The organism is Streptomyces sp. NPDC005878 (assembly GCF_040629815.1).
Classification (GTDB): domain Bacteria; phylum Actinomycetota; class Actinomycetes; order Streptomycetales; family Streptomycetaceae; genus Streptomyces.
Genome location: NZ_JBEXWK010000016.1, coordinates 129194 through 150291 on the forward strand (window position 1 = coordinate 129194; position 21098 = coordinate 150291).

The following is a 21098-nucleotide window of genomic DNA, read 5'->3' on the forward strand; positions in this document are numbered from 1 at the left end:
ACGCGCAGGGCGTCAGGGGTGCGGCCGGTCGGACGTCGGACCCGGCGTGCGGGTCCCCGGCCACGCCGCGAGCGCCAGTTCCGCGGTCTCGTGAAGTTCTTCCGTCGTGGCGCCGTCCAAGGACCGCTGGGACATGCCCTGGATGATGGTCGCGAAGTACGCGGCCAGTGCCCGTGGCCGGGCGTCGGCGGGCAGCTCACCCGAAGACTGTGCCTCGCGCAGCCGGTTCTCGAAGGTGGTCAGGTTCGCGTTGCGCAGAGTACGCAGGAACGCGGCCACCTCGGCGTCCTGCCGGGTGACATTGGTCGCCGCGGTGATGGTCAGGCACCCGGCCGGGTGGGAGGGGTCGGAGTAGATCTCCGCGGCCTCGCGCAGGATGCGGGCGAACGCGCCGTACGCCGTGGGCTCCTCCTCCAGCGCCACCCCCATGAAGGCGCCGGCCGGGGACCGTCCATAGCTCCCCACCACCTCCTTGAACAGGGACTTCTTGTCCCCGAACGCCGCGTAGAGGCTGCCCGGCTTGATACCGAGGGCGTCGGTCAGGTCGCCGATGGAGGTGCATTCGTAGCCGCGTTCCCAGAACAGCCGGGTGGCGGCCGTCAGGGCCTCGGCACGGTCGAAGGTCCGGGGCCGCCCTCGCTTCGCGGGTGTCTCGCTCATGCCTTCATTTTAGAGCGGCCACTCAACAAACGTGTTAGGTTCTTTATTGAGCGATCCACCAACAATTAACGGAGGCGGTCACCACCATGCGTACGCGGCAGCTCGAGGGCAGGCTTCAGGGCAAGATCGCGCTGGTCACCGGCGGCAGCAGGGGCATAGGCCGGGCCATCGCGGAACGCCTCGCCGGGGACGGCGCCCTGGTCGCCCTGACCTACACCACCGACGAACAGGCGGCGCGGGACGTGGTCGCCCGGATCGAGAAGGACGGCGGCCGGGCCGTCGCCCTGCGGGCCACGCTCGGGCAGCACGGCGACGCGGCGGACCTGTGGGCGGCCTTCGATGCCGAGATCGCCGCGCACGTGCCCGACGGGCGCGCTACCGGTACCGGGACCGGCGTCGACATCATCGTCAACAACGCCGGCATCGGTCGCAGCTCCGACCTGGCCGGGCTGACGGAGCCGGACTTCGACGAGGTCTTCGCCGTCAACGTGCGGGCCCCGTTCTTCATCGTCCAGCACGGCCTGCCCCGTCTGAGCGACGGCGGCCGGATCATCAACATCTCCAGTGGCGCGGCCCGCCTGGCCATGCCGGAGATCATCGCCTACAGCGCGACGAAGAGCGCCCTGGACAACTTCACCATGAACCTCGCCAAGACCCTCGGCCCCCGGGGAATCACGGTGAACTCGGTGGCTCCGGGGATCATCGACACGGACGTCAACGCCTCCTGGCTGCGCGACAACCCGCAGGCCGAGGCCCAGGCGGTGGCTCTGGCGGCCCTGGGCCGCGTGGGGCAGCCGGAGGACGTGGCCGACATCGTCGCCTTCCTCGCCTCGGACGACGCCCGCTGGGTGACCGGACGAGTCGTCGATGCCACCGGGGGATCAGGCCTGTGAGCGTGCACGCGGAGGGGCGGTGCCCCGGGCGTACCGTCCCTCCGCGTGCCCGCCGAGCCGCCGGAGCTGCGCCCCCGACCCCCTCGCGTCCATCATGGGGAGGAGGGAGGCGATCGGGCGTGCTGGACAACAGCAGGACATCAGCACGGTCGAGAGGAGGCCGAGGGCAGCGGGGCGCACCACCGGAAAGGCACCATGGCATCCATCGCATCCGTCCACGCACGGCAGGTCCTGGACTGCAAGCACCGCCCCATGGTCGAGGTCGAGGTCCGGACCTCCACCGGCCACCTGGGGCGGGGAGCCGGCCCCACCGGTCTGTCGGTCGGGATGCACGAGGCGGTCGTTCTCAGGGACGAGGACCCCGGCACGTACGACGGGCTCAGCGTCCACCGCGCCGTGGACAACGTGCACGACCTGATCGCCCCGGCCCTGATCGGCCGGGACGTCGGCGATCAGGCGGCTCTCGACGGTGTGATGATCGAACTCGACGGGACCGACCGCAAGTCCCGGCTCGGCGGCAACGCCGTTTACTCGGTCTCCGTCGCCTGCCTGCGCGCGGCGGCCGCCGTCGCCGGTGAACCCGTCTACCGCACCATCGCCCGTACCGACCTGACCACCGTGCCGGTGCCCAGTTTCAACGTCGTCAACGGCGGCCGGTACGGCGACGTGGTCCAGGCGTTCAACGAGTTCATCATCGTGCCGTACGGGGCCGCGGATATCGCCGAGGCCGTCGAGACCGGCATCCGCGTCTTCGACCGGCTGGGCCCGGTCATCGAGAAGTACACCGGCGCACCCGCCGGCGTCGCCCCCTCGTACGGCTACTGCGCGCCCAGCGACGACCCGCGCGTCGTCCTCGAACTGATCCAGGAAGCCGTCGACACCTCCGGATGCGCCGACACGGTGGCCTACGCCCTCGACTGCGCCTCCAGCGAGATGTACGACGCGGCGACGCGCTCCTACGAACTCAAGGGACGACGCGTCACCTCCGCCGAACTCATCGACTACACCGGCGCGTTGACCAAGGACTTCGACATCCCCTTCGTCGAGGACCTGTTGGACCAGAACGACTGGGACGGCTTCGCCCAAGCCGTCTCCCGGCTCAGCCGCACCCTCGTGCTCGGGGACGACCTCATCGCCACCAGCCGGGGCCGCCTGGACCGGGCGCTCGCGGCCCGGGCGGTCGACGGCTTCGTCCTCAAACCCAACCAGGTCGGCACCATCACCGAAGCCCTCGCCACCTACGACGACGCCGTCCGCAACGGCCTGGTCGCCGTCCCCTCCGGCCGTTCCGGTGGCGTGATCGACGACATCGTCATGGACCTCTCCATCGGGCTGCAGGCACCCTTCCAGAAGAACGGGGCACCGCGTACGGGCGAGCGCATCGAGAAGCTGAACTTCCTGCTGCGGGCCGCCGACACCATCCCCGGCTGCCGGCTCGCGGACCTCCAGCCCCTCGTCCGCTTCTGACCCGCCCCGCCTCCCTAGGCGGCGGGCCCCGGCGGCGTGGCGGTGTCCGCGACGGCGATGGTGCCCTGGGCGATCGCGCAGAGCGTCTCGTTGCCGTCGGAGTCCAGCAGGACCACCTCGCAACGGCACACGACCCGGGTACGGCCGGGGTGTACGACCTGGGCCCTGGCGCGCAGCACCGTGCCGCGGGCGGGGCGCAGATAGTCGATCGTGTAACCGGCGGTGAGGAGCGCGGGGCCGGCGACCGTACCGGCGGCGAAGGTGAGCGCGTTGTCGGCCGCGTAGCTCAGGACGCCGCCGTGGACGAACCCGTTCTGCTGCCGCAGTTCGTCCCGCACGTCGAGCTCCAGGACGGCGACACCGTCCGCGAAGGCCGTCAGCCGGGCGCCCAGGTAGACGCTGAAGGGCTGGGAGGCCAGCACCTTCCGGGCGAGCTCCGGATCCAGGGTGTCCGCGTCCACGTAGACCTCATTTCACCAGTGGAGTGAGCATGGTGCCACCGGGATCCTGCTGTCAAGATCGGACCATGCCCCCTGAGTCCGACCCGCGCCTGTTCTTCCTCCTGCAACGCGCCGCCCACACCCTGCGGCTCACGGCGGACCGCCGCTGCCTGGCCGCCGCCGGGGTCACCACGGCCCAGCTCGGGGCGCTGTTCGCGGTGCGGGACCGGCCGGGCCTGAGCCAGCGGGACCTCGCCCGCACCCTCGGCCTGCGTGAGTCCGCGGTGACACCCCTGGTCACCCGGCTCACCACCGCGGGGCTCGTGACCAAGCGCGCCCATCCCCGAGAACACCGGGCGGTCGCCCTGGAGTTGACGGACGCGGGCTCGGGGGCGCTGCGCGCAGCGGGTCCGGAGATCGAGCGGTTCAACGCCGACATGCGCGATCTCCTCGGCGCCGAGGGCTTCACCCGGACTGCCGCCGCGCTCCACACACTGGCGCACTGGCAGGCGTAGCGGCCTCGCCGCCAGGGCGCCGACGGACGAGGCGTCCGTTCCTACCCCGCCGACGCCGGCGTCGCCCCGCGCGGCTGTGTGGCCAGGTCCATGACCTCGTCCAGGACATCCCGGGAGCGCAGCAGATCCGCGATGAGCCGGTCGATCCGGCGGCGCTCCTCGGCGAGTTCGGCGACGAGTCGTTCGGTCGCCCGCGCGGAGGGGCCGCCGTCCGCGTCCCGCATGCAGGGCAACAGGGCGGCGATCTTGGTGCTGTTGAGGCCCGCCGCGTAGAGGGCCTGGACGCGGATGACCCGGTCGACCGCCCACTCGCCGAACTCGCGGTGGCCGCCGGGAGTCCGCTCGGCGGTGAGGAGGCCCTGCTTCTCGTAGTAACGCAACGAGCGTTCGCTCACGCCCGTACGCGCCGCCAGCTCTCCGATCCGCATGCCTTCTCCTGTCCGCGACGGGACCGCACCGCCCCGCGCCTCTTGAACCTGACACCGGTGTCAACTTCTACCGTACGGACATGACGCAGACAACAGTGAACTCCGCTCTCTTCGCCCCCGCCCGCCTCGGCTCCCTGGACCTTCCCAACCGGCTCGTCATGGCCCCGCTCACCCGCAACCGGGCGGGCGCCGACGGCGTTCCGGGGGATCTGATGGTCACGCAGTACGCCCAGCGCGCCTCGGCCGGGCTGATCATCGCCGAAGGCACCACACCGAACGCCGTGGGGCAACCTACCCCAACATCCCCGGGATCCACAGCGCGGCGCAGACAGCGGGATGGAGGCGGGTCACCGACGCGGTACGTGCCGCAGACGGCAGGATGTTCCTCCAACTCCAGCACGGGGGACGGGTGGGCCACCCGGACAACAGCGGGCTCACGCCGGTGGCCCCCTCGCCGGTCGCCCTGCCGGAAACCATCCACACGCCCACCGGGCGCAGGCCCTCGGTGGTGCCCCGCGCCATGACCGTCGAGGACATCCACGCCACGGTCGCCGACTTCGCCCAGGCCGCCCGCAACGCGGTCGACGCGGGCTTCGCCGGTGTCGAGGTGCACGCCGCCAACGGGATGCTGGTGCACCAGTTCATGGCCGAGAACACCAACCGGCGCGACGACGCCTACGGCGGTCCGGTCTCGCGCCGCGTCCGCTTCGCCGTCGAGGTGACGCGAGCCGTGGCCGCCGCGATCGGGGCGGAACGTACGGGGTTGCGGATCTCGCCGGCGAACACCGTCAACGGGATCGAGGAAGGCGACACCACTCGCATCTACACCGAGCTCATCGCGGCTCTGGCGGATCTCGACCTCGCGTATCTGCACCTGGAACTGGCCGATCCGGACCAGCCCGTCTTCGCCCTCGTCCGCTCCAACTGGCCCGGCACCCTCATGGCCAACCCCAACCTCGGCTGGCCCGCCCCCCTGCCCGCCGACGGCGGCCGGAGCGCGGCCGAGCGTCTGCTCACCGCGGGCGCGGACGTGATCGCCCTGGGCCGCGCGTTCCTCGCCAACCCCGACCTGGTCGAGCGCCTGCGCAGCGGCGCGCCCCTGAACGAGGTGCGGGACAAGTACACGATGTACGTGGGCGGGCCGACCGGGTACACCGACTACCCCACGTTGAACGAGACGGCCGGCCGCCTGCTCGGGGCGGGGCGGGCTGCGTGACGGTGGGGCCGCCGGTTCGCCGGTCGGCGGTGTGCGTACCTCGGTCAATGGTCCGTCGAGCCGTCGACCAGTGCGCGGAGGATGTCCCGGGCTACGGGCGCACGTACACACCGACCGGTCCTGATCGGTCGTTCCGGGCCGAGTTGCCGCGTTGCCGCTTTCTCCTGCTGGACCGCGTTCGGGGGCCTGAAAGGCGGTCAGCGTCGGGCCAGCGCGGCGTTCGCCTTCGTCAGCAACGGGATGAGGACGTAGGCGGCGACGGGCACGACTATCACGGTCAGTATCAACGTCCGCAGCAGGAGCGGCAGATGGGCCGTGGTCGGGCCGAGGAGGCCGAGGACGAGGGTGATGGTCGGGTAGACGGCCAGCCAGGTGATCACGGCGCGGCGGTGGATGGACGGAGCGGCGGGCTGGCGCGCGGACATGGTTCCTCCTGGTCGGGGTGGAGACTTGATCTCCAGCCATCAGGGGGAGTCTGGTACGCGCCCGGCTTCCCTGTCCAACCCTTCGACGGCGGTGGGTGCGGGGTCGTGGCCTGGCCGGACAGCGCCTGCCCGAACCACAGCCGCACCAGCCATTCCGGGCGACGGCCCAGCCATGTTTCGGCGTGCTCATGGCACCCTTACCCGCCCATGAGCACCGTTGGTGTACGAGCAGGAGTCTCTCGGGAGGGCAGCTCATGGCGTACACCTACTTCGACACCGCAGGTCTGCCGCAGGAGGAGCAGTTCACCTGGTGGCGCGAGGCCGTCGGGCGGGGCGTGGCGCCGGTGCACATCACCAGCGACGCCGCCGGCTTCGACGGAAGCATCGGCACCCTTCCCCTGGGACGAGTGCACCTCACGACGATGTGCTTCCCCGAACTGTGCTCCGAGCGGACGCCCGCACTCGTGCGCCAAAGCGATCCGGAGACCTACGAACTCGCCCTCATCCTGGGCGGATCCATGGCCGTCTCCCAAGGCCGCAGCGAAGCCCGGCTCGGCGCGGGCGACTTCGCGATCTGGTCGTCCTCGTCCCCGTACCGGGGTGTGGCCGGCTGCGAACCGGGCGACGACGGCTCACGGGCGATCGTGCTCAACCTGCCGCGCGCACTGGTCCCCGTCCCCGAGGCCAAGCTCCGCGCCGTACTCGCCCGCACGCTGTCCGCCACGAACGGCATGGGCCGCATACTCGCCCAATACCTGGTCTCCGTGGCCCGCGAGGCCCCGGAGCTGAGCGAACAGCACAGCGTCCGACTGGGAGTGACCAGCCTGGACCTGGCCGCCGGGTTCCTGGCGGAACAGGCCGACGCTGCGGCACGCCTGCCCGCGGAGACCCGACAACAGCTCCTCCTGGCCCGTATCGACGTCTTCCTCCAGGACAACCTGGCCGATCCCCGACTCGACCCGGCGGCCGTCGCCGCCCACCACCACATGTCCGTACGGCAGTTGCACCAGCTCTTCCGCGACCACGACGAGACGGTGGCCGCCTCGATCCGCCGTCGGCGGCTGGAAGCCTGTCGCGCCGACCTGGCCGACCCGGCACTTCGGCACGTGTCGGTACGCGACATCGCGCGGCGCCGGGGAATGGACAGCCCCGAGAGTTTCAGCCGGGCCTTCCGGGCCGCTTACGGAGTGACCCCGGGCGAGCACCGGCGCGCAACCGTCGCGAGCGGGCCGCCCTGAACACCGCGTACCTTCCTGCCGCGTACCTTCCCACCGCGACCGCGACCGCGACCGCGACCGGGCCCGCGGCGGTGCGCGCAATGCCAAGGATTCCTGCTCCCGGTGTCAATGACGCGGGTCGCCGCCCGTGGAAACAATGGTCCCGCGCTTGAGAGTTCCGGTGCCACCGGCGTACCGGTACACCGTCCTGGCAGTGCGTGCGGTGCCACGGGGGCCGCGGCCTCGTATCGAATACCCAACGGCTCAGGGCCGCCGCCCGCCTCCAGGACCTTCGCGGACAGGACAGGGGACATGATGAAAAGACGCAACGGCCTCAGGGCGCTCGCGGCAGCGGGGGTGGTCACCGCTGCGGTGATCGGCGCCGCGCCCTCGGCCTCCGCCCAGGGGGAGATCGTCTTCGACGGGTGGAAGACCTATCAGGCGTTCGTCGGCTGCGAGGGGTGGCTCGACAGCGGGCACGAGGTGGGCACCGGCGAGGCGCACGTCCGCGGCGCGTTCAAGCTCGGCCCCAGCACCCGGGGCACCACCTGCAAGGGCTGGCTGGAGCGGCGGACCTCGTCCAGCGCGCCCTGGCAGCGGATCTCGGACGTCCACACCTCCAGCGGCACCACCTACTGGTACTACGACGGCGGCACCTACCAGGCACGCGTCTGCGTCGGTGACCTGCTCTACTCCAACTCCTACTCCTGCGAGGGCTACTGGTAGTACCGACTGACCGGGGGGGCAGCCCGGGGGATGGGGGAGGGGGCCGACGTGGGTGTCGCCCCCGCAGAGCCCCGGCGGCCGGTCCGGTCGCCGGGGCGTCCGCGTCGCGCCCGGCCGAGGACACCCGATTCGTACAACTGCCGGACCAGCCGCTATGGTTCCTGGTCACGACCGCACCCCGTTCGATCCACGGGCCGGTCAGGGCTCTGCCGCGGTCGGTGGCACCTCCAACGGCTGCTGTGCCGGTCTCTGCCTGCCCAGGCCCTGGAACACGGGGGCGATCACGGCGGGGCCAGTCGGGCCCCGGCCGACGGGTCAGGAGGAACGAGTGGCACAGGTCATCGCTGAGGTCTCACGGACGTTCAACGAGTTCCTGCTCTTGCCGAACCGGACGCGGACCGACACCTCGGCCGCGACCGTGGACCTGCGCGCGCCGCTGGTGCGGCACATCGCGGGCGAGGCGTCGACGATCGAGCTGCGCACCCCGTTCACCTCCGCGATCATGCAGGCCGTCAGCACCCCGGAGCTGGCCATCGCCCTCGCGCGCAACGGCGGTCTCAGCTTCCTGCACCACAACCAGCCCATCCAGGACCAGGTCGCGGCGGTCCGCCAAGTGAAGAACGTCAAGGCCGGTTCCGTCACCAGCGACACCGACGTCCGGCCCGACGACAACCTGGGCCACCAGCTCGTGGACGCGGCCGAGCGGCTGCGCGTGGGGGCGGGCATCAACACGCACGACTACCGGGAGCGCGTCCCGGCGCTGCTGGAGGCGGGCGCGGACGCGCTGTGCTTCGACTCCTCCGACGGCTACAGCGACTGGCAGGCGCAGGCCCTGACCTGGGTGAAGAAGCACTATCCGGAGATTCCGGTCGGCGGCGGCAACGTGGTGGACGGCGAGGCGTTCACCTTCCTCGCCGAGGCGGGCGCCGACTTCGTCAAGGTCGGGGTGGGCGGCGGCTCCATCTGCATCACCCGGGACCAGAAGGGCATCGGCCGCGGCCAGGCCAGCGCCGTCCTGGACGTCGCGGCGGCCCGGGACGCGTTCCGCGAACGCACCGGGGAGTACGTGCCGATCTGCTCCGACGGCGGTCTGGCGCACGACTACCACGTGGCCCTGGCCCTGGCCATGGGAGCCGACTTCGTCATGATGGGACGGTACTTCGCACGCTTCGACCAGGCGGCCGGGGCGAAGCTGCCCACCCGCGACGGCTTCGTGAAGGAGTACTGGGGCGAGGGCTCCAACCGGGCCCGCAACTGGCAGCGTTACGGCCAGGGAGGGCAGGGGCTGGTCTTCGAGGAGGGCGTGGACGGATACGTACCGTACGCGGGCGACCTCGACGAAGGGCTCGCCCTGACCGTCGCCAAGCTCAGGACCACGATGGTCTCGTGCGGCTCCAGGACCCTGCCGGAGTTCCGGTCCACGGCGCGGCTGACGCTCGTCTCGGACCAGAGCTTCCAGGAGAGCCACGCCAACGTCACCGTGCGGGACACCCCGGTGACCGTTTCCTAACGGTGCTGCGGGCGGCCGCCCTCTCGCCGGGGAGGTGAGTGCGAAGGAGTACGCGCCGGCGGTACCGACCCGCTGCCCTTCCGGCGTCACGGCGAACAGGCTCCCCAACCACCGTGGGGGAACACCGACTCGATCGGGTCGTGGAGGGTGACCTGGAGGGCGGGTGCGGCGTTGTGGTGGATGTCCCGGCCGTCCGGCTGGGCTCTGCTCGTTCTCTTGTGCAAGGAGTTTCTCTGTGTCTTCGATGCTGAAGCTGTCCGCTACGGTTCTCGCCGCCGGCGCGGCGGTTGCCGGCGGTGCCTCGGTGGCCTCCGCGGACGCGGGCGCCCACGGTGCCGCGACGCACTCCCCGGGTGTGCTGTCGGGGAACCTGGTGCAGGTCCCCGTGCACGTGCCCATCAACGTGTGCGGCAACTCCATCAACGTGATCGGGCTGCTCAACCCGGCGTTCGGGAACGTCTGCGTCAACGACTGACCTCGCCCGTCAGACCGTTTCCCCGGGCCGCACCGACCGGCCGCCCCAGGAAACGTGTGCCGGCCCGCTCGGATGTGCTGAGCGGGCCGGCGTTTGTGTGCCCCGCAGCCCCACACCGCCGAGCACACACAGGACAAGCCGACCGGGTCCGCCGCCGCGGCGTCCCAGAGGCTCCACCGTGCGGGTAACCCGTATCCGGTGGGGTAACCCCGCCGAGCCGTGGTTCTTGAGGCTGATGGGGCCGTTCGTGCGTTGCCGCAGGTAGGAGCCTTCTGGCGAGAGCTGAGCTCCGTCCCGGACGCGGTGGTCGCGCGCGCGCCGCGCCCCTCGGACCCCTTGTACGGATGTTTTCTGCGCCGACTGCGTCATTCACCCACTGAACTGCGATGTTCGGGGTACTCGCGGGCCATGGGAAGGGCCGGACCGCCCGGCCCGCAGGAACGAGAGCGACGGGAGGTGACCGCCATGACGGGCACGCATCCGAAGGAAACCGGGTTCGACCACAGCCCGCGCCACTCCGGGCAGGAGCCGGTGAGCGAGCTGGTGCACCGGGCTTCGCAGCAGTTGACGGAGCTGGTGCGCGGGGAAATGCGCCTGGCGCAGGCGGAGATGAAGGAGAAGGGCAAGCGTTACGGCAAGGGCGGCGGGCTCTTCGGCGGCGCCGGAGTGGTCGGCTTCCTGATGCTCCAGGCGCTGGTGGCCACCGCCATCGCGGCGCTGGCCGTGCCCCTGCCTGTGTGGGCCGCGGCGCTGATCGTGACCGCCGTGCTGGGGGTGATCGCCGCCGTGCTCGCCCTCAGTGGGAAGAAGCAGGTCAGCCAGGCCGCACCGCCCGTTCCTGAACAGGCGATCGAGAACGTGAAGGCCGACGTGGCCGAGATCAAGGAGAGCGCACAGCGATGACCCAGCGACCCCAGGACAAGCCCGCGGACGCAGGTCCCGAGGAACTGCGCGAGCAGGTCGAACACACCCGCGCCGAACTCGGCGAGACGGTCGAGGCGCTCGCCGCCAAGGCAGACGTCAAGGCCCGTGCCCAGGAGAAGGCCGGTGCCGTCAAGGAACAGGCCGCCGTCAAGGCCGGTGCCGTGAAGGAACAGGCCGCGGTCAAGGCCGACGAGCTGAAGACCAAGGCCGTGGACCTGGTCCATCAGGCGCAGGACAAGGTGCCCGACCCGGTCAAGGACAAGGCCGCGCAGGCGGCCGAGGCGGCCCGTGCGACGGCCGCGCAGGCCGGCCGGCTCTGGCACGAGACGGCCCCCGAACCCGTACAGCACAAGACCGCCCAGGGTGCGCGGCTCGCGCGCGAGAACCGCACGCTGCTGCTGGCGGCCGCCGGGGCGGCCGCGCTGGTGTGGCTGGCCTGCCGCCGGAAGGGGTGACCCCGATGAAGGCGTCGAAAATCGTCTACAAGCCGGTCGGTCTGGCCCTCGGAGCCGTCAGCGGTCTGCTGGCCAGTGCTCTGTTCAAGCAGGCGTGGAAGGTCCTCGGCCACGACGAGGACGCGCCGGACGCCACCGACGAAGAGCGCACGTGGAGCGAAGTGGTGCTGGCCGCGGCGTTGCAGGGCGCGATCTTCGCCACGGTCAAGGCCGCCGTCGACCGCGGGGGAGCGACCGCGACCCGCCGTCTGACCGGCACCTGGCCCGGCTGAGCGAGCCACCGGGCCACCCGGGGGGCGTCGGCCGTACGCGAGCCGGCGCCCCCTTCGGTATGTCCCCGGCCTTACGGCGCGGGGCGCCCGGGATCGTAGGGCCGCGGCACGGTCAGCGGCGCACGGTCAGCGGGCTCACCGACCTCGGGCTCGTGGACACCGTCACCCACCGGCTGGACCGTGCCCTGCTGGAGCGGCGGGCGCTGCACTGAGACCGGCGCCCCGGCGGGGCCCGCCCCGGCCCGGCACCCGGGCCGGGGGGCGGCGGACGCGGGGGCGGAGCCTCACCCGTCCGGCGCACACCCGTACGTCGGCTCGTGGACGTGCCGTACGCCACGGCGTCCCCGCCCCCTCCCACCCGGCCCTCCGCCCACATGCGGTATCCGGTGACGCTCAACAGACTGGACAGGGGAGCAGGCGCCGCCTGCTCCGCACCAGAGGAGTGTCACCGTGCCCGTCCGAGCTTCTTCCGCCCGGCCCCCCGGCGAGATCCGGGTCGCATCCGTGCCCGCGGGCCATGTGTACGTACGGCACTGTTCCGCGCCCGAGGGCGACGGTGTCAGGCGGCTGACGGACCCCCGGCCCAACGGCGCGCCCAGCACCTCGCAGCGCTGGTGGCCGCCGGTCATGCTCGACCCGGACTGGGTGAGTGCCCACCACAAGGACTTCGACGTCTTCCATCTGCACTTCGGGTTCGACGCCCAGAGCCCCGCCCAGTTGTCCGCCCTCGTGGACGCGCTCCGGCGGCACGGGAAACCCCTCGTCTACACGGTGCACGACCTGCGCAACCCTCATCAGCTCGACCCCGCGACCCATGACGCCGCCCTGAACGTGATCGTTCCGGCCGCCGACCGGCTCATCACGCTCACCCCGGGCGCGGCCAGGACCATCAGCGACCGCTGGGACCGGACGGCGACCGTGCTGCCGCACCCCCATGTGGTGGAACTGCCGCGGCTGAACCGCCCCAGACCGCCCCGCGACCGGTTCCGCGTGGGAGTGCACGCCAAGAGCCTGCGGCCGAACATGGCCGTCCTGCCCGTCGTCCGCGTACTCGCCGACACCGTGGCCGAGCTGGCGGACGCGGAGCTCCAGGTGAACATCCACCGGGAAGTCGCGGACCCGGCCGCCCGCGCCCACGCACCACAACTGATGGACGAACTCAGGGAGCTGGAGCGCGGGAACCGTCTCACGCTCGCCATCCACGACTACTTCGACGACGATGAGCTCTGGGACTACCTCGCGTCGCTCGACCTGTCCGTGCTGCCCTATCTGTTCGGTACGCACTCGGGGTGGCTGGAGGCGTGCCACGACCTGGGCACCGCGGTCGCCGCCCCGGACTGCGGGTTCTACGCGGAGCAGCGCCCCTGCCTGACGTACGGGCACACCCAGGAGGGCGGCCTGGACGAGGAGTCGCTGCGCAAGGCGGTGCTGCGGGCGTACGAGGAGAGGCCGGCGCCCCGGGCGACCGAGCACCACCGCACACGCGAGCGCACCGAACTGGCCGCCGCCCACCGGGCTCTCTACGCGCATCTGCTGCGATGAGCACGTTGCGGGTGGCCCTCATCGCGTCGGCGCGCTTTCCCATCAAGGAGCCGTTCGCCGGGGGCCTCGAAGCACACACCTGGGGCCTGGCGCACGCCCTGACCCGGCGCGGGCACCGGGTGGAACTGTTCGCCGCGCCCGGCTCGGACCCCGCGCTCGGAGCACGCGAACTGCCCGTGCGCGGGGCGGTGCTGAGCTCCGCGGCCCGCTCGGACGCCAGCATGCCGAGCACCACCTGGATGGAGGAGCACCACGCCTACCTGGGGCTGATGCTCGATCTGGCGCGGGACGGCGAGCACCGTTTCGACGTGGTGCACAACAACAGCCTGCACTACCTGCCGGTCGCGATGGCGTCGGCCCTGCGGGTGCCGGTGATCACCACCCTGCACACCCCGCCCACCCCCTGGCTGGAATCTGCCATCCAGACCCACGACGTGTGCCCCGTCGTCTTCACGGCCGTCAGCCGGTCCACGGCCAGCGCCTGGCGGCCGATGGTGCCCGAGGCGCTGGTCGTACGCAACGGCATCGACACCGACTTCTGGACGCCCGGCCCGGGCGGGACCGAACTGGCCTGGTCCGGACGCATGGTGCCGGAGAAGGGACCCCACCTGGCCATCCGGGCCGCCCGCGCGGCCGGGGTGCCCCTGAAGCTGGCGGGGCCCGTCTCGGACGAGCGGTACTTCGAGGAGGAGGTGGCGCCGCTGCTCGACGAGGGCGTCGCCGAGTACGTCGGCCACCTCGACCGCAAGGAGCTCGTCGAACTGCTCGGCACGTCGGCCGCCGCCCTGGTGACACCCGGCTGGGACGAACCGTACGGTCTGGTGGTCGCCGAGGCACTGGCCTGCTCCACACCCGTCTGCGGCTTCGACCGCGGCGCCCTTGCGGAGATCCTCACCCCGGAGTGCGGGCTGCTGGCACCTCCGGGAGACGTCGAGGCGCTGGCGGAGCTCATCCCCCGGGCGATGCGGCTCGACCGGCGTGCCGCCCGCGCCCGGGCCGAGCGGTTCTGCTCCCTGGAGCACACCGCCGACGCCTACACCGCCCTGTACCAGGAGGTGACGCGGTGATCGGCTACTACGTCCACCACCAGGGCCGCGGCCACCTCCACCGCGCACAGTGCGTCGCCGCCCAGGTGGCGGAGCCGGTCACCCTCCTGTCCTCGCTGCCCCGACCCGCCGAGTGGCGCGGACCGTGGGTCCCCCTGCCGCCGGACACCGCCGAGGACCCCGTCGACCACACCGCCCGAGGACGTCTGCACTGGGTACCGCTGCACCACCGCGGGCATCGCGAACGCATGGGGCGCATCGCCGAGTGGATCAGGGCGGAGCACCCCGCGCTGTTCGTCAGCGACGTGTCGGTGGAGGCCGCCACCCTGGCGCGGCTCATGGGCGTCCCCGTCGTCGTCGCGGCCATGCGCGGCGACCGCCGCGACGAGGCCCACCGCCTGGGCTACGACCTCGCGGACGCCCTCCTCGCGCCCTGGCCCCACACCCTGCCCGAACCGGGCTGGCCGGCGCACTGGTACGCCAAGACCGTGCACACTGGAAGCATCTCCCGCTACGACCGCCGGCCCCGCCCGGCGGCCGACGGCGACCGGCCACGGGCCCACGGCGAGGTCGTCGTGATGCTCGGCGCGGGCGGCGCCGACGTCACCCCCGCGGACCTGCGCGACGCGGCCCGGGCCACCCCCGGCTGGTCCTGGACCGTCCTCGGCGGCGCCGGCGCGGCCTGGACCGAGGACCCCTGGCCGGTGCTGTGCCGCGCGAGCGTCGTCGTCACCCACGCCGGGCAGAACGCCGTCGCGGAGTGCGCCGCGGCGCGCGTGCCGACCGTCGTCATCCCGCAGGACCGCCCGCACGGGGAACAGCACGCCACCGCCCGAGCCCTGCGAGCGGCGAATCTGGCGAGCGTGCGGGAGACCTGGCCGAGCGCCGGGGAGTGGCCCGCCCTGCTCGCGGAGGCGGTCGCCCGCCCCGAGCGCTGGGCCCACTGGAGCCCCGGCGACGGCGCCGAGAGGGCCGGACGCCTGCTCACCGAGCTGGCCGCCCGCCCGGGAAGGCGGACCGCGTGCGTACCGCGGTGATCACCCTCGCCGCCGGCCGCCACACCCATCTGCTCCTCCAGCAGGACGGGCTCGCCCGGGGCACCCGCGCCCCGGACCGGTATGTGATCGTCTCCATGGCCGATCCCCGGATCGCGCCCCTGACCGCCGGACGCGCGCCCGCGGCGGACGTGATCACCCTGCCGCTCGCCGACGGGCGCCTGCCCCTGGCCGCCGCCCGCAACGCCGGGGCGGCGCGCGCCCTGGAAGGCGGCGCGGAGCTGCTGGTCTTCCTCGACGTGGACTGCGTACCCGGCCCCACCCTCCTGGAGCGCTACACCGGTGCCGCCGAGGACGGCGCCCTGCTGTGCGGCACGGTCGCCTATCTGCCGCCGCCACCGCCCGAGGGCTACGACCTGGCCGCGCTCGCGGGCCTGGCCCCGCCGCACCCGGCGCGCCCAACCCCCGCCGAGGGGGAGATCCTGCGCGGGGGAGACCCGCGGCTGTTCTGGTCGCTGTCGTTCGCCCTCACCGCCCGTACATGGAACCGCGTCGGGGGCTTCTGCGAGTCCTACAGCGGTTACGGGGGCGAGGACACCGACTTCGCCGCCACGGCGGCGGGGTGCGGGGTGGACCTGTGGTGGGTGGGCGGCGCTCCCGCGTACCACCAGCACCACCCCACCCACGATCCACCGGTCCAGCACCTCGACGACATCCTGCGGAACGGGGCGCTCTACAAACGGCGTTGGGGGAACTGGCCCATGCTGGGCTGGCTGCGGGCCTTCGAGGCGCTGGGCCTCGCCGTGTACGACCCCGGCGCCGACGCGTGGCACAAGCGGTGAAGGGGCTTTGGCCCGGCGCCGGATGCCGGGCGCGGGGGATACGCATGCCCTGTGCGGAACCGGCGGCACCGGACACCGCCGAGGTGCGCGGCCGGGCGGTCCGGGCCCGAGAACCGGGCAGATGCCATGGACCTCCGGCGGATGTGGGTGACAACCGCCGGTAGCCCGTTTGCGGTCCGCCGTCCAGCGGTCATGGCTGAGGTGTCCTGAAGACCGTCCTTGGGAGAGAGCATGACGACCGAGCACCCCACCCCCGACTCCGACGGCCTGCCGGGCAGGCCGGGACCCGTGTCGCCGCCCGTCGCCGAGCCGACCAGGCCCGCCGAGCCGCTGCCCCCGAAGGCCGACCAGCAGGGGCCGGAGACCGTGAGCCCGACCGGTCAGGCCACGGGCGCCGACCCGGCGCGCACGGCGCAGAGCGGCGCGTACCTCACGACGGCCCAGGGGACGCGCCTGTACGACAGCGACCACTCCCTGAAGGCCGGGGCACGGGGCCCGGTCCTCATCCAGGACCACCATCTGCGGGAGAAGATCACCCACTTCGACCACGAACGCATTCCGGAGCGGGTGGTGCACGCGCGCGGGGCCGCCGCGCACGGAGTCTTCCAGGGCTACGGCACCGCCACCGAGGTGTGCCGGGCGGCCTTCCTGGCCAAGGACGTGGAGACGCCGGTGTTCGTCCGCTTCTCCACCGTCCTCGGGTCCCGCGGCTCGGCCGACACCGTGCGGGACACCCGGGGGTTCGCCACGAAGTTCTACACCGACGAGGGCACCTTCGACCTCGTCGGCAACAACATCCCGGTGTTCTTCATCCAGGACGCGATCAAGTTCCCGGACATCGTCCACGCCGCCAAACCCCACCCCGACCGCGAGATCCCGCAGGCCCAGAGCGCCCACGACACGTTCTGGGACTTCGTGTCCCTGCACACCGAGGCCACCCACCACACCCTGTGGAACATGTCCGACCGAGGCATCCCGCGCTCCTACCGCATGATGGAGGGCTTCGGGGTCCACACGTTCCGCCTGTTCGACACCGGCGGGAAGAGCGTGCTCGTGAAGTTCCACTGGAAGCCCAAGCTGGGTGTGCACTCCCTGGTCTGGGAGGAGGCGCAGCTCATCAACGGGATGGACCCGGACTTCCACCGCCGCGACCTCTTCGACGCCATCGAGGCGGGCGCCTTCCCGCAGTGGGAGCTCGGCATCCAGGTCTTCCCCGACACCCCCGACCAGACGTTCGAGGGAATCGACCTGCTGGACCCCACCAAGATCGTTCCCGAGGAGATCGCCCCGGTCCAGCCCATCGGCCTGATGACGCTGAACGCCAACACGAAGAACTTCTTCGCCGAGACCGAGCAGGTCGCCTTCCACCCCGGCCACCTGGTGCCGGGGATCGACGTCACCGACGACCCGCTGCTGGCCGGCCGGCTCTTCTCCTACCTCGACACCCAGATCAGCCGGCTCGGCGGTCCGAACTTCGCGCAGATCCCGATCAACCGGCCGCACGTCCCCGTCAACGACATGCTCCGGGACGGCATGCACCAGACCGCCGTGCACACCGGCGTCGCCCCCTACCGGCCCAACAGCCTGGACGGCGGCTGCCCCTTCCTCGCGGGCGCCGACGCGGGCGCGTACGTCGAGACCCCGGTCCGCATCCCGGAGGCGAGCAAGGTCCGCGAGGCACCCGCCTCCTTCGCGGACCACTTCACCCAGCCCCGGCTCTTCTGGCTCAGCATGAGCGCCCCGGAGCGCGAGCACATCATCGCCGCCTACACCTTCGAACTGAACAAATGCTTCGAACAGGCCGTCAAGGAACGCGCCTTGCGGGTGCTGGCGAACATCGACACGCAGTTGTGCGAGAAGGTCGCCGAGGGCCTCGGTCTGCCGGCGCCCGAGGCCACCGTGCCCCTCGCCGACGCCACCCCGAGCCCCGCCCTGTCCCAGCTGGGAAACACCTGGCCGCCGGACGGACGCGTGGTCGGCATCGTCGCCGACGACACCGCCCACCTCGACGGCGTACGCGGTGCGCGGCAGGCCGTGCTGGACGCCGGCATGGTCCCCCTGGTCATCGCACCGACCGGCGGCGTCCTGGACGGCGGGGGCGAGCCGGTCGCCGTCCAGCGCACCTTCGCCACCGCCCGGTCCGTCGAGTACGACGCGCTCCTGTTCGCCGGAACGCCCCGGCCGGGCGCCGACGCCTACGGCGCACGGGACGCCAAGGCCGGCTCTCCCGCACCCCAGGGGCCCGACCCGCGTGTGCTGTTGCTGCTCACCGAGGCGTACCGGCACGGCAAGGCGGTCGGTGGCTGGAACGACGCCCGCGGGTTGTTCGAGGCCTCCGGCATCGGCGCGGACGAACCCGGGGTCGTGGTGAGCGACAGCGGCCCGGCCGCCGTGCAGAAGATCGTCGAGGCACTGGCCGAGCACCGCGCCTGGGACAGGTTCCCGGCCGCCGTCTGAGCACACCGCGGCGGGTGCCCGCACAACCGGACGACCGGCGCGGGCGCCCGCCGCGTCCGCCCGCCCGCCCGTACGGCGCGGCGGGCCCACGCCCGCGCGCGTACCCCACCTCCCCGCATACGACTCGTCCCATCCCCAGGCGGTACGCACAGGCATACATGCGCTCATCGGGGTACCTGATGCGTATTCCAGCCATGACCACCCCGGGGCGGACCGGGCGAGCCCACGGGTCGTGCACGACGCCGGCGCCGCGCGCCGCGCCGGGACGACCCCGAGGCGTTCGTCCGCGAGCCGCCCCTCTGACGAAAGGCGCCCTCCATGACCGACCCGACCCGCCCGCAGGACCCGACCGACAAGCACCCGCGGCCCGACCTGCCCCAGCAGGAGCAGCAGCACCCCGGCTGGACCGGCCCGATGGACCCGCCGCCGGACCACGGTGAGCAGTCGTACCGGGGCAGTGGCCTGCTGGCCGACCGCAAGGCGGTCCTGACCGGCGGTGACTCCGGCATCGGGCGGGCCGTCGCCCTCGCCTACGCCCGCGAGGGCGCCGACGTGCTCTTCACCCACCTTCCCGAAGAGGAGGAGGACGCCCGCGAGACCGTGCGTCTGGTGGAGGAGGCCGGACGCCGGGCCGTGGCCGTCGCCTGCGACATCCGTGAGGAGCGGCAGTGCCGGGACCTGATCGACCGGGCCGTCTCGGAGTTCGGGCGCATCGACGTGCTGGTCAACAACGCGGCGTACCAGATGGCGCAGTCCGACGGCATCGAAGCCATCACCACCGAGCAGTTCGACCGCGTCCTGCGCACCAACCTGTACGGCATGTTCTGGCTGACGAAGATGGCCGTGCCGCACATCCCGGCGGGCGGATCCGTCATCAACACCACCTCGGTCCAGGCCTATCAGCCCAGCCCGCACCTCCTCGACTACGCCATGACCAAGGGCGCGATCGTCACCTTCACCAAGGGCCTGGCGCAGATGCTGGCCGAACGCGGCATCCGGGTCAACGCCGTCGCCCCGGGGCCGGTGTGGACGCCGCTCATCCCGGCGACGCTGCCCGACACCGCCGAGTTCGGCAAGCAGGCTCCGCTGGGGCGGCCCGCGCAACCCGCCGAGATGGCACCGGCGTACGTGTTCCTCGCCTCCGAGCACGCCAGTTTCATCACGGCCGAGATCCTGAACGCCACCGGCGGTTCGCCGCTTCCGTAGCGGCGGTCGCGGGGACGGGACACGGCGGACGGGACGGGCGGGATCCTGCCGTCGCCGTCGGCCGCGGAGAGCGCCTGAGCGGCGGAGTGCGAGCACGGGATGGAACGTTGAAAGATCTGCGCCGGGCCTCCCTTCAGTGGAGGCAGTGGGCAACCTGGGAGTGCGCGTCGGTGTTCCGGTCGGCGCGACGAGCGCTCGGCGGGCCGGGGCCCGAGCGGGACACCGCCGTCCAGGCCCTGAAGGCGGCCGCGGCCGCGCTCATCGCCTGGGCGCTGGCGGGCTGGTGGTGGAAGGCGCCGATGGCGCTGCTGGCACCCTGGACGGCGCTCCTGCTGGTGCAGAGCACCGTCTACCGCTCGCTCAAGACCGCGCTGCAACAGTTCGTGGTCGTCGTGGTGGGCACGCTGCTGGCGGCCGGCGCCGGTCTGCTGATGGGCGACACCATGCTGGCCATGCTCGTCGTGCTGCCGCTGACCATGCTCTTCGGCTCGTACGCCCGGTTCGGCACCCAGGGCCTCAACGCACCGACCGCCGCCCTGTTCGTCCTGGTCTACGGAACGTACTCGGGCTTCGAGATCCTGCACCGCTTCCTGGAGACCCTGCTGGGCGCGGTCATCGGGCTCACGGTCAACGCGCTCGTGCTGCCTCCGGTGCACTCCCGCAGCGTGGGCCACCTCCGTGCCCGTCTGCCCGAGGAGAGCGCGGCGCTGCTCGGTACGGTCGCGGACGGGCTCGGTGACGGCGGCTTCTCCCGGGAGGACGCGCAGGCCTGGCACGACCGGGCGAGGCGGCTCACCGACCACGTCACCGATCTGCGCACGGCCCGCCGCTGGTCGGACGAGAGCTACCGCTTCAACCCGGGCCGCAAGCTGCGCCGCTCGGCACCGGTCCCGCCGGCCGCCGAGTGGGACTTCGTCTGGGACCGCATCACCAGCCATGTCGAGGCGATCACCCGGACGCTGGCCGAGGCGACGGGCGGCCGGCCCGACGGCCCTGTCCTGCCGGACCCGGCGCCCGGCATCGTGGCCCGGCTGCTGCGTGCGGCCGGGGACGTGTGCGTGCTCGACGACACGGCTGAGCACCGCCCGGCCCGCGAGGCGGGGGACGGCGACGGCGAGCCCGGTGAACGCGACCGGGACCGCGACCGGCGCGAGGCGCTGCGCGGCGCGTACGCGGCGCAGAACGAGCTGACCTCCCTGTTCCGCGAGCGCGGCGACGCTCGGCAGGACGTCCTCGCGGCCGTCACCGCGGACACCATCCGGCTGCTCGCTGACCTGTCGACGATCGCGGGAGGGGACCCGGACGACGAGGCGGACCGGGCGGGCACCGACGCGGGCGGGGCGTAGGGCGGGGGAGCGCGGGAGGCGGGCCCCAGCGGGGACGGTCC

23 protein-coding genes and 1 pseudogene are annotated in these 21098 nt (G+C 72.4%); 19 read left to right on the forward strand and 5 right to left on the reverse strand.

The window, feature by feature from the left end:
- Positions 1–12 precede the first annotated feature (12 nt).
- Positions 13–660, reverse strand: coding sequence for a TetR/AcrR family transcriptional regulator (locus tag ABZ404_RS23260; RefSeq protein ID WP_358835807.1), 648 nt, complete (start codon positions 658–660; stop codon positions 13–15).
- An 86-nt stretch (positions 661–746) separates the two neighbouring features.
- On the opposite strand from ABZ404_RS23260, the gene ABZ404_RS23265 reads away from it, so the two are divergent.
- Together ABZ404_RS23265 and ABZ404_RS23270 are read left to right on the forward strand one after the other, a co-directional pair.
- On the forward strand, positions 747–1553 hold the full coding sequence (locus ABZ404_RS23265) for an SDR family oxidoreductase (protein WP_358835808.1): 807 nt from the start codon (positions 747–749) through the stop codon (positions 1551–1553).
- A 195-nt stretch (positions 1554–1748) separates the two neighbouring features.
- Complete coding sequence (locus ABZ404_RS23270) at positions 1749–3020, forward strand: hypothetical protein (protein WP_358835809.1); 1272 nt, start codon at positions 1749–1751, stop codon at positions 3018–3020.
- Positions 3021–3034: 14 nt separating this feature from the next.
- Here the strand turns inward: ABZ404_RS23270 and ABZ404_RS23275 are convergent, their stop codons facing one another.
- Complete coding sequence (locus tag ABZ404_RS23275) at positions 3035–3481, reverse strand: PaaI family thioesterase (RefSeq protein WP_358835810.1); 447 nt, start codon at positions 3479–3481, stop codon at positions 3035–3037.
- Positions 3482–3546: 65 nt separating this feature from the next.
- On the opposite strand from ABZ404_RS23275, the gene ABZ404_RS23280 reads away from it, so the two are divergent.
- Positions 3547–3975 (forward strand): MarR family winged helix-turn-helix transcriptional regulator, encoded by a 429-nt coding sequence (locus ABZ404_RS23280; RefSeq protein ID WP_358835811.1) that lies wholly within the window; start codon positions 3547–3549, stop codon positions 3973–3975.
- Positions 3976–4016: 41 nt separating this feature from the next.
- Here ABZ404_RS23280 and ABZ404_RS23285 read toward each other — a convergent pair whose 3' ends face one another.
- Entirely contained in the window at positions 4017–4403 is a 387-nt protein-coding gene (locus tag ABZ404_RS23285) for a MerR family transcriptional regulator (protein WP_358835812.1), read from the reverse strand.
- A gap of 80 nt (positions 4404–4483) precedes the next feature.
- On the opposite strand from ABZ404_RS23285, the pseudogene ABZ404_RS23290 reads away from it, so the two are divergent.
- Positions 4484–5619, forward strand: a pseudogene (locus tag ABZ404_RS23290) (alkene reductase).
- Positions 5620–5816: 197 nt separating this feature from the next.
- On the opposite strand, the gene ABZ404_RS23295 reads toward ABZ404_RS23290, so the two are convergent.
- On the reverse strand, positions 5817–6044 hold the full coding sequence (locus ABZ404_RS23295; protein WP_358835813.1) for a hypothetical protein: 228 nt from the start codon (positions 6042–6044) through the stop codon (positions 5817–5819).
- Positions 6045–6298: 254 nt separating this feature from the next.
- Here ABZ404_RS23295 and ABZ404_RS23300 point away from each other — a divergent pair, with 254 nt between their 5' ends.
- The 3 genes from ABZ404_RS23300 (at position 6299) to ABZ404_RS23310 (ending at position 9497) form a co-directional block, all read left to right on the forward strand.
- On the forward strand, positions 6299–7282 hold the full coding sequence (locus tag ABZ404_RS23300; protein WP_358835814.1) for a helix-turn-helix domain-containing protein: 984 nt from the start codon (positions 6299–6301) through the stop codon (positions 7280–7282).
- A gap of 291 nt (positions 7283–7573) precedes the next feature.
- A complete protein-coding gene (locus tag ABZ404_RS23305; RefSeq protein WP_358835815.1) occupies positions 7574–7987 on the forward strand; it encodes a hypothetical protein in 414 nt (137 codons plus the stop codon).
- A gap of 328 nt (positions 7988–8315) precedes the next feature.
- Positions 8316–9497 carry an IMP dehydrogenase gene (locus ABZ404_RS23310; RefSeq protein ID WP_358835816.1) on the forward strand — a complete coding sequence of 394 codons (1182 nt, stop codon included), beginning with the start codon at positions 8316–8318 and terminating at the stop codon, positions 9495–9497.
- Between the two features lie 86 nt (positions 9498–9583).
- Here ABZ404_RS23310 and ABZ404_RS23315 read toward each other — a convergent pair whose 3' ends face one another.
- Entirely contained in the window at positions 9584–9721 is a 138-nt protein-coding gene (locus ABZ404_RS23315; protein WP_358835817.1) for a hypothetical protein, read from the reverse strand.
- Between the two features lie 20 nt (positions 9722–9741).
- On the opposite strand from ABZ404_RS23315, the gene ABZ404_RS23320 reads away from it, so the two are divergent.
- From ABZ404_RS23320 to ABZ404_RS23375, 12 genes are all read left to right on the forward strand, one after another.
- Positions 9742–9972 (forward strand): chaplin, encoded by a 231-nt coding sequence (locus ABZ404_RS23320; protein WP_358835821.1) that lies wholly within the window; start codon positions 9742–9744, stop codon positions 9970–9972.
- A 465-nt stretch (positions 9973–10437) separates the two neighbouring features.
- Positions 10438–10875 (forward strand): phage holin family protein, encoded by a 438-nt coding sequence (locus ABZ404_RS23325; RefSeq protein ID WP_358835818.1) that lies wholly within the window; start codon positions 10438–10440, stop codon positions 10873–10875.
- Positions 10872–11351: a DUF3618 domain-containing protein gene (locus ABZ404_RS23330; RefSeq protein ID WP_358835819.1), complete on the forward strand. Its 480-nt coding sequence runs from the start codon at positions 10872–10874 to the stop codon at positions 11349–11351. Before ABZ404_RS23325 ends, ABZ404_RS23330 begins: the two co-directional genes overlap by 4 nt.
- Before the next feature lie 5 nt (positions 11352–11356).
- Positions 11357–11623 carry a DUF4235 domain-containing protein gene (locus tag ABZ404_RS23335; protein ID WP_358835820.1) on the forward strand — a complete coding sequence of 89 codons (267 nt, stop codon included), beginning with the start codon at positions 11357–11359 and terminating at the stop codon, positions 11621–11623.
- Positions 11624–11682: 59 nt separating this feature from the next.
- Positions 11683–11835 (forward strand): hypothetical protein, encoded by a 153-nt coding sequence (locus ABZ404_RS23340; RefSeq protein WP_358990804.1) that lies wholly within the window; start codon positions 11683–11685, stop codon positions 11833–11835.
- A gap of 238 nt (positions 11836–12073) precedes the next feature.
- Positions 12074–13165 carry a glycosyltransferase family 1 protein gene (locus ABZ404_RS23345; RefSeq protein ID WP_358837726.1) on the forward strand — a complete coding sequence of 364 codons (1092 nt, stop codon included), beginning with the start codon at positions 12074–12076 and terminating at the stop codon, positions 13163–13165.
- Positions 13162–14232: a glycosyltransferase gene (locus ABZ404_RS23350; protein ID WP_358837725.1), complete on the forward strand. Its 1071-nt coding sequence runs from the start codon at positions 13162–13164 to the stop codon at positions 14230–14232. The genes ABZ404_RS23345 and ABZ404_RS23350 overlap by 4 nt, the downstream gene beginning before the upstream one ends.
- The gene (locus ABZ404_RS23355; RefSeq protein ID WP_358990807.1) at positions 14229–15248 is read left to right on the forward strand and encodes a glycosyltransferase; all 1020 of its coding nucleotides are present in this window, start codon (positions 14229–14231) and stop codon (positions 15246–15248) included. The genes ABZ404_RS23350 and ABZ404_RS23355 overlap by 4 nt, the downstream gene beginning before the upstream one ends.
- Positions 15233–16048: a galactosyltransferase-related protein gene (locus ABZ404_RS23360; RefSeq protein WP_358990810.1), complete on the forward strand. Its 816-nt coding sequence runs from the start codon at positions 15233–15235 to the stop codon at positions 16046–16048. The genes ABZ404_RS23355 and ABZ404_RS23360 overlap by 16 nt, the downstream gene beginning before the upstream one ends.
- Positions 16049–16279: 231 nt before the next feature.
- Positions 16280–18505 carry a catalase gene (locus ABZ404_RS23365; RefSeq protein ID WP_358837645.1) on the forward strand — a complete coding sequence of 742 codons (2226 nt, stop codon included), beginning with the start codon at positions 16280–16282 and terminating at the stop codon, positions 18503–18505.
- A 318-nt stretch (positions 18506–18823) separates the two neighbouring features.
- On the forward strand, positions 18824–19711 hold the full coding sequence (locus tag ABZ404_RS23370) for an SDR family oxidoreductase (protein ID WP_358990813.1): 888 nt from the start codon (positions 18824–18826) through the stop codon (positions 19709–19711).
- A gap of 170 nt (positions 19712–19881) precedes the next feature.
- Positions 19882–21057 (forward strand): aromatic acid exporter family protein, encoded by a 1176-nt coding sequence (locus ABZ404_RS23375; protein WP_358990816.1) that lies wholly within the window; start codon positions 19882–19884, stop codon positions 21055–21057.
- The last annotated feature ends 41 nt before the right edge of the window (positions 21058–21098 follow it).

Coding starts and splice junctions, on each gene's coding strand:
- ABZ404_RS23365 (WP_358837645.1), top strand. CDS start 16,280: ATGACGACCGAGCACCCCACCCCCGACTCCGACGGCCTGCCGGGCAGG.
- ABZ404_RS23305 (WP_358835815.1), top strand. CDS start 7,574: ATGATGAAAAGACGCAACGGCCTCAGGGCGCTCGCGGCAGCGGGGGTG.
- ABZ404_RS23350 (WP_358837725.1), top strand. CDS start 13,162: ATGAGCACGTTGCGGGTGGCCCTCATCGCGTCGGCGCGCTTTCCCATC.
- ABZ404_RS23280 (WP_358835811.1), top strand. CDS start 3,547: ATGCCCCCTGAGTCCGACCCGCGCCTGTTCTTCCTCCTGCAACGCGCC.
- ABZ404_RS23325 (WP_358835818.1), top strand. CDS start 10,438: ATGACGGGCACGCATCCGAAGGAAACCGGGTTCGACCACAGCCCGCGC.
- ABZ404_RS23265 (WP_358835808.1), top strand. CDS start 747: ATGCGTACGCGGCAGCTCGAGGGCAGGCTTCAGGGCAAGATCGCGCTG.
- ABZ404_RS23370 (WP_358990813.1), top strand. CDS start 18,824: ATGACCGACCCGACCCGCCCGCAGGACCCGACCGACAAGCACCCGCGG.
- ABZ404_RS23335 (WP_358835820.1), top strand. CDS start 11,357: ATGAAGGCGTCGAAAATCGTCTACAAGCCGGTCGGTCTGGCCCTCGGA.
- ABZ404_RS23270 (WP_358835809.1), top strand. CDS start 1,749: ATGGCATCCATCGCATCCGTCCACGCACGGCAGGTCCTGGACTGCAAG.
- ABZ404_RS23320 (WP_358835821.1), top strand. CDS start 9,742: ATGCTGAAGCTGTCCGCTACGGTTCTCGCCGCCGGCGCGGCGGTTGCC.
- ABZ404_RS23300 (WP_358835814.1), top strand. CDS start 6,299: ATGGCGTACACCTACTTCGACACCGCAGGTCTGCCGCAGGAGGAGCAG.
- ABZ404_RS23285 (WP_358835812.1), bottom strand. CDS start 4,403: ATGCGGATCGGAGAGCTGGCGGCGCGTACGGGCGTGAGCGAACGCTCG.
- ABZ404_RS23340 (WP_358990804.1), top strand. CDS start 11,683: ATGTCCCCGGCCTTACGGCGCGGGGCGCCCGGGATCGTAGGGCCGCGG.
- ABZ404_RS23295 (WP_358835813.1), bottom strand. CDS start 6,044: ATGTCCGCGCGCCAGCCCGCCGCTCCGTCCATCCACCGCCGCGCCGTG.
- ABZ404_RS23330 (WP_358835819.1), top strand. CDS start 10,872: ATGACCCAGCGACCCCAGGACAAGCCCGCGGACGCAGGTCCCGAGGAA.
- ABZ404_RS23260 (WP_358835807.1), bottom strand. CDS start 660: ATGAGCGAGACACCCGCGAAGCGAGGGCGGCCCCGGACCTTCGACCGT.